Origin of the sequence: Streptomyces sp. H39-S7 (assembly GCF_027158205.1) — a bacterium.
In the GTDB taxonomy this organism is placed as follows: domain Bacteria; phylum Actinomycetota; class Actinomycetes; order Streptomycetales; family Streptomycetaceae; genus Actinacidiphila.
Genome location: NZ_JAPVLU010000104.1, coordinates 1 through 11,090, shown reverse-complemented (window position 1 = coordinate 11,090; position 11,090 = coordinate 1). Strand labels below are relative to the sequence as shown.

11 protein-coding genes are annotated in these 11,090 nt (G+C 71.4%); 3 read left to right on the top strand and 8 right to left on the bottom strand.

The features are described 5' to 3' along the window. The first annotated feature begins 664 nt into the window (after positions 1–664). Positions 665–1,654: a tryptophan--tRNA ligase gene (gene trpS, locus O3X23_RS43070; RefSeq protein WP_269280602.1), complete on the top strand. Its 990-nt coding sequence runs from the start codon at positions 665–667 to the stop codon at positions 1,652–1,654. Between the two features lie 63 nt (positions 1,655–1,717). Here trpS and proC read toward each other — a convergent pair whose 3' ends face one another. From proC to O3X23_RS43055, 3 genes are all read right to left on the bottom strand, one after another. Beyond that, the gene (gene proC, locus O3X23_RS43065) at positions 1,718–2,527 is read right to left on the bottom strand and encodes a pyrroline-5-carboxylate reductase (protein ID WP_269280599.1); all 810 of its coding nucleotides are present in this window, start codon (positions 2,525–2,527) and stop codon (positions 1,718–1,720) included. Between the two features lie 105 nt (positions 2,528–2,632). Beyond that, complete coding sequence (locus O3X23_RS43060) at positions 2,633–3,475, bottom strand: ABC transporter permease (RefSeq protein WP_269280594.1); 843 nt, start codon at positions 3,473–3,475, stop codon at positions 2,633–2,635. Next, positions 3,472–4,272 (bottom strand): ABC transporter ATP-binding protein, encoded by an 801-nt coding sequence (locus O3X23_RS43055; protein ID WP_269280591.1) that lies wholly within the window; start codon positions 4,270–4,272, stop codon positions 3,472–3,474. The genes O3X23_RS43060 and O3X23_RS43055 overlap by 4 nt, the downstream gene beginning before the upstream one ends. Before the next feature lie 150 nt (positions 4,273–4,422). Here O3X23_RS43055 and O3X23_RS43050 point away from each other — a divergent pair, with 150 nt between their 5' ends. Beyond that, on the top strand, positions 4,423–4,884 hold the full coding sequence (locus O3X23_RS43050; RefSeq protein WP_269280588.1) for a hypothetical protein: 462 nt from the start codon (positions 4,423–4,425) through the stop codon (positions 4,882–4,884). A 64-nt stretch (positions 4,885–4,948) separates the two neighbouring features. Here the strand turns inward: O3X23_RS43050 and O3X23_RS43045 are convergent, their stop codons facing one another. From O3X23_RS43045 to O3X23_RS43025, 5 genes are all read right to left on the bottom strand, one after another. Further along, complete coding sequence (locus O3X23_RS43045; protein ID WP_269280585.1) at positions 4,949–5,497, bottom strand: hypothetical protein; 549 nt, start codon at positions 5,495–5,497, stop codon at positions 4,949–4,951. Positions 5,498–5,594: 97 nt separating this feature from the next. After that, positions 5,595–7,436 (bottom strand): dihydroxy-acid dehydratase, encoded by a 1,842-nt coding sequence (ilvD, locus tag O3X23_RS43040; RefSeq protein ID WP_269280581.1) that lies wholly within the window; start codon positions 7,434–7,436, stop codon positions 5,595–5,597. Positions 7,437–7,569: 133 nt separating this feature from the next. Then, positions 7,570–8,199 (bottom strand): TetR/AcrR family transcriptional regulator, encoded by a 630-nt coding sequence (locus O3X23_RS43035; RefSeq protein ID WP_269280578.1) that lies wholly within the window; start codon positions 8,197–8,199, stop codon positions 7,570–7,572. Beyond that, on the bottom strand, positions 8,196–9,008 hold the full coding sequence (locus O3X23_RS43030; protein ID WP_269280607.1) for a sugar phosphate isomerase/epimerase family protein: 813 nt from the start codon (positions 9,006–9,008) through the stop codon (positions 8,196–8,198). The genes O3X23_RS43035 and O3X23_RS43030 overlap by 4 nt, the downstream gene beginning before the upstream one ends. A 127-nt stretch (positions 9,009–9,135) precedes the next feature. Beyond that, positions 9,136–10,104 (bottom strand): Ppx/GppA phosphatase family protein, encoded by a 969-nt coding sequence (locus O3X23_RS43025; RefSeq protein ID WP_269280575.1) that lies wholly within the window; start codon positions 10,102–10,104, stop codon positions 9,136–9,138. 113 nt (positions 10,105–10,217) lie between these two features. Between O3X23_RS43025 and O3X23_RS43020 the strand changes: the two genes are divergently transcribed. Further along, positions 10,218–11,036: a hypothetical protein gene (locus tag O3X23_RS43020; RefSeq protein ID WP_443048154.1), complete on the top strand. Its 819-nt coding sequence runs from the start codon at positions 10,218–10,220 to the stop codon at positions 11,034–11,036. Positions 11,037–11,090: the final 54 nt, after the last annotated feature.

The window sequence follows — 11,090 nt, the reverse complement described above, 5'->3', positions numbered from 1 at the left end:
TTTAAGTCTGGCGTTGACTTTTGGCACGCTGTTGAGTTCTCAAGGAACGGACGCTTCCTTTGGTGCCGTCTCCGGCGCCCTCCGGGCTTCCCTTCGTGTTTCCGACTCTATCAGACGCTTTCGCGTCAGATTCCCAGTCAGCGGGTTTCGCCTTCTTCGCTTTCGCGCTTTCCGGCGAGTCCGACTCTATCAGAACCTTTCGGGCCTGACCCCCAGTCAGCGGGGCTTGCCATCCGGGCCGTTAGGCCCTTCCGACGAGTGAAACTTTAGCGGAACTTCGGCGTCCGATCCAATCGACCGCTTTCCGTTCCCATTCCGAAAACACGCACGAAAACAAAACGACAGCACGTCGTTCGTTCGCATGATGGTGTTAATCGGAGTGGCTGCCTCGGGACCGACTCGCGTCGGCGTTCACCGGCGGGCAACTCGGAGAACACTACGCACGCGACCCACCTTCGTCAACCCCGTGCCGATCCGACCGCCCGGGAGTACCCTGAGCCCGATGACTACGCATGCGCACACCCAACAGTGGTGGGCCGCCTGAAGGCGGCCGACCTCGCAGCGCATGCACCCAACGGCCGCCGCTCTGGCGGCCGTTCGCGTTTCTCGACCTTGACGCCCGGCCGGCGACAGCGGCGGTCATGACAAGGAAGAAGTCTCTGAGATGACGCGGATCTTCAGCGGAGTGACACCGTCGGGGCACCTCACCCTGGGGAACTACCTCGGGGCCATCCAGCGGTGGGTCGCTGTCGACCAGCACCAGAGCCCGCGCCAGGAGGACGCGCTCTTCAGCGTCGTCGACCTGCACGCGCTCACCACCGAGCACGAGCCGGCCCGGGTGCGACGGCTGACGCGGCAGATGGCCACACTCCTGCTGGCGGCCGGGCTCGATCCGAAGGTGTGCACCGTATTCGTGCAGAGCCACGTGGAAGAGCACACCCGGCTGTCGTACGTACTCGAGTGCACGGCCACCGACGGGGAACTCCGTCGCATGATCCAGTACAAGGAGAAATCCGCTCAGCAGCAGACGGTGCGCGTCTCCTTGCTCACCTATCCGGTGCTGATGGCGGCCGACATCCTGGCGTACCGGACCGACGAGGTACCGGTCGGCGTCGATCAGGCGCAGCACGTGGAGCTGACCCGTGATCTGGCCGCCCGTTTCAACCAGCGGTACGGGCACACGTTCACCGTGCCCCGTGCGGTGCTGCCGCCGGTGGCGGCGCGGGTGATGGATCTGCAGGACCCGGTCTCCAAGATGAGCAAGTCCGCGACGACGACCGCGGGGTCCGTCTTCCTGCTCGACGAGCCCGCGGTGATCCGCAGGAAGGTCATGCGGGCGGTGACGGACAGCGGGTCCGAGGTGGAGTACGACCGGGAGGAACGGCCGGGGCTCGCGAACCTGCTGGAGATCCTGGCCGCCTGCACCGGCGGGGAGCCGGAGGCGCTGGCCGCGGAGTACGACTCGTACGGCGCGGTGAAGAAGGACGTGGCGGAGGCGGTCGTCGAGCTGCTGCGGCCGTTGCAGGAACGCCACGCCGCGCTCTGCGCCGATCCCGGGTACCTCGACGGGGTGCTCCGCGACGGTGCGGAGCGGGCGCGCGCCCTCGCGCGGCCGACGGTGGACGCCGCCTACCGGGCGATCGGGCTGCTGTGACGGTGGCGGCGTAGGTGTGCGAGGGGCGGGAGCTCACGTGGTGAGGTGCCGCCCCTCCGTACCTCAGCCGTTGCCGGAGGCCAGTTCGCGGCTGCGGTCACGGGCCGCTTCGAGGGCCGCGATCAGCGCGGCCCGCACGCCGTGGTTCTCCAGCTCGCGGATGGCGCTGATGGTGGTGCCGGCCGGTGAGGTCACCGCCTCGCGGAGCTTCACCGGGTGCTCGCCGCTGTCGCGCAGCATGACGGCCGCGCCGATCGCCGACTGGACGATGAGGTCGTGCGCCTGGGAGCGGGGCAGGCCGAGGAGGATGCCGGCGTCGGTCATCGCCTCGACCAGGTAGTAGAAGTACGCGGGCCCCGAGCCGGACAGCGCGGTGGCGGCGTCCTGGTGCTTCTCGGGGACGCGCAGTGTCTTGCCGACCGGCTTGAAGATGTCCTCGGTGCGGACGAGGTGCGCCTCCGTGGCGTGGCTGCCCGCGGAGATGACGGACATGCCCTCGTCGACCAGCACCGGAGTGTTCGGCATGACGCGGACGACCGCGAGGCCTTCCGTCAGCCGCTCCTCGAAGAACGCGGTCGGGATGCCGGCGGCCGCGCTGATGACGAGGCGGTCGGCGGCGACGTGCGGCGCCAGCTCGTCCAGGAGCGCCCCCATGTCCTGCGGCTTCGCCGCGAGGATGAGGGTGTCGGCGGCCTTCGCCGCCTCCGCGTTGCTGACGGCCTCGACGCCGTAGCGGTTGCGCAGTTCCTCCGCACGCTCCGGGCGCCGCGCCGTGACGAGCAGGTCGTCGGGCGACCAGCCGGCCCGGATCATGCCGGAGAGGAGGGCCTCGCCGATCTTGCCGGTGCCGAGTACGGCGACTTTCTGGGTCATGGCGGCTCACCTCAAGCGATACGGGGGGCTTTCGCGGCCATCCTCGCACCACGGGCACCGCCCGCGGCGGTCCGGCCGACTGCCGGTACGGGAGTCGGACGGACCTCAGGCGGTGCGGCGGCGGAGGGTCGCCGCTCCCAGGGCCAGGGCCAGCAGGGCGCAGGCCGCGACGCCGGCCAGGTCGCGGACGAAGTCGCCGGTGACTCCGGTGTGCTGGAGCACCTGGGTCATGCCGTCGACCGCGTACGACATGGGGAGCACGTCGGAGACGGCGGAGAGCACCGGTTGCATGGTGTCGCGCGGGACGAGGAGTCCGCACATCAGCAGCTGCGGGAGGAGGACGGCCGGCATGAACTGGACGGCCTGGAACTCGCTGGCGGCGAAGGCGCTGACGAAGAGCCCGAGGGCGATGCCCAGGAACGCGTCGGCGAGGGCGATGACGAGGAGCAGCCAGGGCGATCCGACGACGTCCAGCCCCAGCCCCCAGACGGCGAGCCCGGTGGCGAGGCAGGCCTGGACGACGGCGACGCCGCCGAACGCGAGGGCGTAGCCGCCGAGCAGGTCGGCCTTGCCCAGGGGCATGGACAGCAGTCGCTCCAGCGTGCCGGAGGTGCGTTCGCGGAGGGTGGCGATCGAGGTGACCAGGAACATCAGGATGAGCGGGAAGATGCCGAGAAGCGACGCTCCTACCTGGTCGAACGTGCGCTGCTTGCCGTCGTAGACCCAGCTGAGCACGGCGAGCAGCAGGCAGGGGACGACCAGCATCAGGGCGATGGTGCGGGGGTCGTGGCCGAGTTGGCGCAGGACCCGGAGGGCGGTCGCGAGGGTGCGTGAGACGGAGAAGGCCCGGGGAGCCCGCGTTTCGTGCCGGGTGAGGGAGTGCCGGCTGGGGGTCCCCCCTGACAGGGTCTGGGGGAGGGTGGTGGCGGGCGGCTGCTGGGCGCTCATGTGACCTGCTCCTGGCGGGTGTCGGGGAGGGGGACGACGTTCGAGGGGTGGTTCTGTCCGGCGTTGGCCGCGTCCACGAGGTGCAGGAACGCCTCCTCGACGGTGGCGGAGCCGGTGGACTCGCGGAGCCCGTCGGGGGTGTCGTCGGCGAGGATGCCGCCCTCGCGCATGAGCAGCAGGCGGTGGCAGCGTTCGGCCTCGTCCATGACGTGCGAGGAGATCAGGACGGTGGCGCCGCGCTCGTCGGCGAGGCGGTGGAAGAGGTTCCACAGGTCGCGGCGGAGTACGGGGTCGAGGCCGACGGTGGGTTCGTCGAGGACGAGGAGTTCGGGTTCGCCGAGGAGGGCGACCGCGAGCGAGACCCGGCCGCGCTGGCCGCCGGAGAGGTTTCCGGCGAGGGAGTCGGCGTGGGAGACGAGGTCGACGTCGGTGAGGGCGCGGTCCACGTGGTCGCGGCGGGCGGCGCGGGTCAGACCGAGGACGGACGCGTAGTAGTCGAGGTTCTGGCGCGCGGTGAGGTCGGTGTAGACGGACGGGGCCTGCGTGACGTAGCCGACGGTGGAGCGGAGCCGGGGGTGGCCGGCGGCGAGGCCCAGGACTTCGAGGGTGCCGGTGACGTGCGCCTGGGTGCCCACGATCGCGCGCATGAGGGTGGATTTTCCGCAGCCGCTGGGGCCGAGCAGACCGGTGACCTGGCCGCGCGGGACGGTGAACCCGATGCCGTTCAGGACGGTGCGGCTGCCGCGGACGACGGTGAGGCCGTCGGCGCGTACCGCGGGTTCAAATTTATTCATCATGCGATGAATATGCTCCGCGGAAGAGCACGCGTCAAGCGTTGGCGCCGTGCGGGCGGGGTGGACGGGTGCCCGGGTCGTCCGGGTCGGTCGGGGGTCTGCTCAGGGTCATCCCCTATGGCGTTCACGCGGCGACGGCAGGACCGTGGCGGTATGAGGCGTTCATCCCGCGACATCGATGTGACCAGGTCCGAGAAGCGGCAGCTGGCCGTGGCCTCGGCGACGCTCGGGCCCTGGCGGCCCGCCGCCGCCGTGGGAGCGCTGGGCGGCGGAGTCTCGCTCGCGCTCCATGCCATCGGGGGTGACTTCGGACTCGGCATGGTCGTCAGCGCGCTGTCCGTCGCCCTGATGCTCTTCTTCCTCGTCGGCGGCGCCGGCGCGGTGCTCGGCACCAGCGCCAAGGCCGACCGGCGCATCCGCCGGTGGGCGCGCGCCCACCCGTGGCAGGTGGCGGTGGTCCCGGCCGCGCTGCTCTTCGTCTCCGACTTCGTGATGCGTCAGATCCTGAGCAGCGAGGGTTTCTTCGGCAGCCTGTGGGACGGCCTGTGGCGCGGCGCGATCGTGGCGGCCGTCGTGGGCACGGTCGGCGCGGTCGCGGCTTCCCGCCGGGGGTAGCACTTCCGGTGGGCGACGGGCGGGCGACGGGCACCCGTCACCCACCGGGCGGGCCCGACGGCTGTCAGGCCCGCTTGCGCTTCTTGGCCGCTGCTCGGGCGGCCGGGTTGCCGGTGCGGGTGGTGCGGCGGCGGGTGTGGAGTTCGCGGGCGCGCTCGTACTCGGCGCGGTGCAGTTTCTCGCCGGGGGCCTCGATGAGGGCACGGGCGGCGTAGGCGAGCAGGGTGCCGATGAAACCGATCAGCAGAATGCCCTGCGCGGAGCTCGCCGCCGCGTCGGATCCCCTGCCGCCGGGCTCGGGGCGGCGCGTGAAGCCCTCCCAGGTCTTGCGGAAGGCCAGCGCGCTGCAGACGGCGAAGGCGACGACGACGAGCAGCCCGACGACGGATCCGACCTTCGCGATGCTCAGCCCCTGGAAACCGAAGCGGAGCACGAAGGCACCCGCCGCGGCGGCGGCCAGCGCGCCGACGGCGACACCGGCGCGGCGCAGCGCGTAGCCGCCGTCGTGGTCCACCCACGTCGTGCCGAAGAAGCGGAGGGGCTCGGGCCGGGGGCCGTCGGCGGTCGGGGGTCGCGGCTGGTCGTGCGGCTGGGTCTGGGGGTCGTCTTCCACGGTTCGATTATCGCCGAACGGCGCGGCCGGCGGAGACCACGGACACACCGCTGCCCCGGTCCGGTCGGGATCGACCGGGCCGGGGCAGCGGGAGGACTCAGCCTTCGAGCTTGCTGACGTCGCGGACCGCGCCCTTGTCCGCGCTGGTCACCATCGCGGCGTAGGCGCGCAGCGCCGGCGAGACCTTGCGCACCCGGTCCTTGGGGGCGTAGGCGCCGCCCAGCGCCTCGCGGCGGGCGGCGAGCTCCTCGTCGGAGACGATGAGGTTGACGCCCCGGTTCGGGATGTCGATGCGGATCAGGTCGCCGTCCTCGACGAGGGCGATGGTGCCGCCGGAGGCCGCCTCCGGGGAGCAGTGGCCGATCGACAGCCCCGAGGTGCCGCCGGAGAAGCGGCCGTCGGTGATGAGCGCGCAGGCCTTGCCCAGACCGCGGCCCTTGAGGAACGAGGTCGGGTAGAGCATCTCCTGCATGCCGGGGCCGCCCTTGGGGCCCTCGTAGCGGATGACGACGACGTCGCCCTCCTTGACGCGCTTGGTGAGGATCGCGTCGACGGCGGCCTCCTGGGACTCCACCACGACGGCGGGGCCCTCGAAGGTCCAGATCGACTCGTCGACCCCGGCGGTCTTCACGACGCAGCCGTCCACGGCGAGGTTGCCGTACAGGATCGCCAGGCCGCCCTCGGTGGAGTAGGCGTGCGCGGCGTCGCGGATGCAGCCGTTGGCGGCGTCCGTGTCGAGGGTGTCCCAGCGCTCGGACTGCGAGAAGGCGGACGCGGAGCGGACGCAGCCGGGGGCGGCGTGGAAGAGCTCGACGGCCTCGGGCGACGGGGAGCCGCCGCGGATGTCCCAGCTCTTGAGCCAGTCCGCGAGCGAGGGCGAGTGCACGGTGTGCACGCTTTCGTTGAGCAGGCCCGCGCGGTACAGCTCGCCGAGGATGGCGGGGATGCCGCCGGCCCGGTGCACGTCCTCCATGTAGTAGTCGCCGTTGGGCGCGACCTTCGACAGGCAGGGCAGCCGGCGCGAGAGCGCGTCGATGTCCGCCATGGAGAAGTCGACCTCGGCCTCCTGGGCGGCGGCCATCAGGTGCAGGATCGTGTTGGTCGAGCCGCCCATCGCGATGTCGAGCGCCACGGCGTTCTCGAAGGCCGCGCGGGTCGCGATGTTGCGCGGCAGGACGGTCTCGTCGTTCTGCTCGTAGTAGCGCTTGGTGATGTCGACGATGGTCCGGCCGGCGTCCTCGTACAGCGCCCTGCGGGCGGTGTGGGTGGCCAGCACGGAGCCGTTGCCGGGCAGCGCCAGACCGATCGCCTCGGCGAGGCAGTTCATCGAGTTGGCGGTGAACATGCCGGAACACGAGCCGCAGGTCGGACAGGCGTTCTCCTCGATACGGAGGATGTCCTCGTCCGAGATGTTCTCGTTGACCGCGTCGGAGATCGCGTTGACCAGGTCGAGCTTGCGGACGGTGCCGTCGACGAGGGTGGCCTTGCCGGCCTCCATCGGGCCGCCGGAGACGAAGACGACCGGGATGTTGAGGCGCAGCGCGGCCATCAGCATGCCCGGCGTGATCTTGTCGCAGTTCGAGATGCAGATCAGCGCGTCGGCGCAGTGCGCCTCGACCATGTACTCGACGGAGTCGGCGATCAGGTCGCGCGAGGGCAGCGAGTAGAGCATGCCGCCGTGGCCCATCGCGATGCCGTCGTCGACCGCGATGGTGTTGAACTCGCGCGGGACGGCGCCGGCCGCGAGAATCGCCTCGGAGACGATCCGGCCGACCGGCTGGAGGTGGGTGTGGCCCGGTACGAACTCGGTGAAGCTGTTGGCGACAGCGATGATCGGCTTGCCGATGTCGGCGCTCGCCACACCGGAGGCGCGCATCAGGGCGCGGGCCCCCGCCATGTTCCTGCCGTGGGTGACCGTTCGTGACCTCAGATCGGGCACGGTAGCTCCACTCCCTCAAGTTCGTCCTCGGATCCTTCCGACAGTACGCCGAGGTTCCACGCCCTGGACAGTCTGTCCGGAATGCGGGACGAATGGCTCATATCCCGGTCATGCTCCAGCCCCACGCAGCCCGTCACGCTTCGGTCAGGTACCGCTGCAGCGTCGGCGCGATCAGCGCCACGATGTCGTCGACGTCGGCCGACGCCAGCGGCTCCACCTTGATCACGTAGCGCAGGATCGCGATCCCGACCATCTGCGACGCGGCCAGCTCGGCCCGCAGTTTCGGGTCCGGCACCCGCAGATCCTCCGCGATCCGCTCCAGCAGCCTGCGCAGCAGGAACCCGCGCAGCACGGCCGCCGCCGTCTCGTGCGTCAGCGCGGACCGGACCACGGCCAGCAGCGGACCGCGCGTCGCCGGGTTCTCCCAGACGCCGAAGAAGTAGCGGGCGAGCCGCTCGCCGATGCCGTCGGGGCCCGGTCCCAGCACGTCGGGCACGTGCAGGGCGGGCTCGAACGTCACCTCGATCGCCGCCGCGAACACCTGCTCCTTGGTGCCGAAATAATGGTGCACCAGCGCCGCGTCCACTCCCGCCGCCTTCGCGACCGAACGGACCGACGTCTTGTCGTAGCCGTGGGCGGAGAACTCGGCGCGGGCGGCGGACAGGATGCGGTCCCGCGAGTCGGTCGCCCCCGCCCGGGTACCGCTGGGACGCCCCCGGCGGCGCGGCCCGCCCGCCGGCTCGCCCCGTGCTCCCGCCGTCACGCGCCGGGGACCCTGGCCGCCGTGGCCAGGTGGAGCCGGGTGAAGGCCAGCGCCTCGGCGAGGTCGGCCTCACGTTCGGCGGCGGACATCGCACGCCGGGTGTTGACCTCGACGACCACATGGCCGGTGAACCCGCTCAGCGCGAGCCGTTCCAGCAGCTCGGCGCAGGGCTGCCCGCCCCGGCCCGGCACCAGGTGCTCGTCCTTGGCCGAGCCGTTGCCGTCGGCGAGGTGGACGTGCGCGAGCCGGTCGCCCATCCGGTCGACCATGTCCAGGGCCGCGCTGCGGGACGTGGAGGCGTGCGACAGGTCCACCGTGAAGTGCCGGTAGTCGTCCTTGGTGACGTCCCAGTCGGGCGCGTACGCGAGCATCTCGCGGTCCCGGTACCGCCACGGATACATGTTCTCGACGGCGAAGCGGACGTCGGTCTCGTCCGCCATCCGCCAGATGCCCCGGACGAAATCGCGCGCGTAGTTGCGCTGCCACCGAAAGGGCGGGTGGACGACGACGGTCGACGCGCCCAGCGTCTCGGCGGCCGCGCGCGCCCGCTGGAGCTTGATCCAGGGGTCCGTGGACCACACCCGCTGCGTGATCAGCAGACACGGCGCGTGCACCGCGAGGATCGGGACGTGGTGGTAGTCCGAGAGCCGGCGCAGCGCCTCTATGTCCTGGCTGACCGGGTCGGTCCACACCATGACCTCGACGCCGTCGTAACCGAGCCGCCCCGCGATCTCGAACGCCGTCGCCGTCGACTCCGGATAGACGGAGGCCGTGGACAGCGCGACCTTCGCGTCCGGCACGCGCACCACGTGTCCGGGCGCAGGGACACCTCCCGGCGCGGGGACACCGAACGCCTGCCGGTCCGCGTACGCCTCATGGTCCGCTCGTTCAGCCACGGGAGACAGCGTACGGCGACCGGTCAGCCGAACGTCACTCTCATCTGCGCCGACGTGACACGGTCAACATGGAGCCGCGTTCATTCCCCATCAGGTCGAGTTTGCGCAGAATCACGCCTTCACGAAGAGCCCACGGACATATCTCCAGCTCCGCGACCCCGAACAGGTCCATCGCCGCCTCCGCGACCAGCGCTCCCGCCAGCAGCTGTCCGGCGCGGCCCTCCGAGACCCCCGGCAGCTGCGTGCGCTCGGCCCGGCTCATCGTCGACAGCCGGGGCACCCACTCCTCCAGCGACTTCCGGGTCAGCGTCCGCTGGGTGTACACGCCCTCGGCGCTGCGCGCGGCGCCCGCGATCCGGGCGAGCTGCTTGAACGTCTTCGACGTCCCCACCGTGTGGTCGGGGCGGCCCAGCCGGGAGAACTCCGCGACCGTACGGGCGATCTCCGCCCTGACGTGCTTGCGCAGGGCGCGCACGTCGTGGGTGGCGGGCGGATCGCCCGGCAGCCAGGCACTCGTCAGCCGTCCCGCGCCGAGCGGCAGCGAGACCGCCGCGTCCGGGTCCTCGTCCATGCCGTAACCGACTTCGAGGGAGCCGCCCCCGATGTCCAGAACCAGCAGCCGTCCCGCCGACCAGCCGAACCAGCGGCGCACCGCGAGGAACGTCAGCCGGGCCTCGTCCTCGCCCGACAGCACCGTGAGCGTCACACCGGTCTCGGCGGCGACCCGCGCCAGCACCGCCTCGCCGTTGGCCGCCTCCCGGACCGCCGAGGTGGCGAACGCCAGCACGTCCTCCGCGCCCTTGTCCTCGGCGACCCGCAGCGCCTGCGCGAGCGTCGCCACCAACCGGTCGACGCCCTCCGGACTGATCGCCCCGCGCCCGTCGAGCAGCTCCGCCAGCCGCAACTCCGCCTTGTGGGAGTAGGCCGGCAGCGGGCGCGCACCCGGGTGCGCGTCCATCACCAGTAGGTGAACGGTGTTGGAACCCACGTCGAGCACTCCGAGTCGCATGGGACAGACGCTAGCGCCCATCAGCGCCGCACAGGGTGCGGGGGCCGCAGCAGACGTCGTCCGGGCCCGCGGCGATCTACCCTGGCGGCGTGGCGAAGAACGTGGCAAAGAAGATCAAGCAGTCGAAAACGTCCCCGCGGCGATCCGCGTCCGCCTCCGTGCCGGTTCCCGTGCCGGACGAGGTCGGTCCCGACTTCGCCCGCGCCTGGGTCGAATTCCCCGACCCGGCCGACGAGGAGCAGCTGTTCCGGTGCGACCTCACCTGGCTCACCTCGCGCTGGACATGCATCTTCGGGCAGGGGTGCCAGGGCATCGTCGCCGGCCGCGCCGCCGACGGGTGCTGCTCGCTGGGCGCGCACTTCTCCGACGAGGAGGACGAGCAGCGCGTCGCCGGCCACGCCGCCCGGCTCACGCCCGAGACCTGGCAGTTCCACGGCCTGGGAACGAAGAAGGCCGGCGCCTGGGCCATGGTCAACGAGGACGGTGAACGTCAGACCCGCGTCGTCGACGGTGCCTGCATCTTCAGCAACCGGGCCGGATTCGCCGGCGGGCAGGGGTGTGCGCTGCACGCTCTCGCTCTGCGGGAGGGCAAGGAGCCTCTGGAGACGAAGCCCGACGTGTGCTGGCAGCTGCCGATCCGGCGGACGTACGACTGGGTGGACCGGCCGGACGAGACGCGTGTCCTGGTCGTGTCGATCGGCGAGTACGACCGGCGGGGCTGGGGGCCGGGTGGGCACGACCTGCACTGGTGGTGCACGAGTGCGACGTCGGCGCATGGGGCGGGGGAGCCGGTTTATGTGTCGTACCGGCCGGAGCTGACGGAACTCATGGGGGCGGCGGGGTACGGGCGGCTGGTGGAGCTGTGTGAGGCGCGGCTGGCTTCGCTGCTGCCGATGGCTCCGCATCCGGCGGATCCTGTGCTCCCGGCCTAGGGGCGGGGGCCGGGGCCCTCCGGTCCCCCACCCCGCGCGGCCGGCTCTCAGGGT

Bases quoted from the DNA above. Each gene is read 5' to 3' on its own strand.
- trpS (WP_269280602.1), top strand. From the start codon at position 665: ATGACGCGGATCTTCAGCGGAGTGACACCGTCGGGGCACCTCACCCTG.
- proC (WP_269280599.1), bottom strand. From the start codon at position 2,527: ATGACCCAGAAAGTCGCCGTACTCGGCACCGGCAAGATCGGCGAGGCC.
- O3X23_RS43060 (WP_269280594.1), bottom strand. From the start codon at position 3,475: ATGAGCGCCCAGCAGCCGCCCGCCACCACCCTCCCCCAGACCCTGTCA.
- O3X23_RS43055 (WP_269280591.1), bottom strand. From the start codon at position 4,272: ATGATGAATAAATTTGAACCCGCGGTACGCGCCGACGGCCTCACCGTC.
- O3X23_RS43050 (WP_269280588.1), top strand. From the start codon at position 4,423: ATGAGGCGTTCATCCCGCGACATCGATGTGACCAGGTCCGAGAAGCGG.
- O3X23_RS43025 (WP_269280575.1), bottom strand. From the start codon at position 10,104: ATGCGACTCGGAGTGCTCGACGTGGGTTCCAACACCGTTCACCTACTG.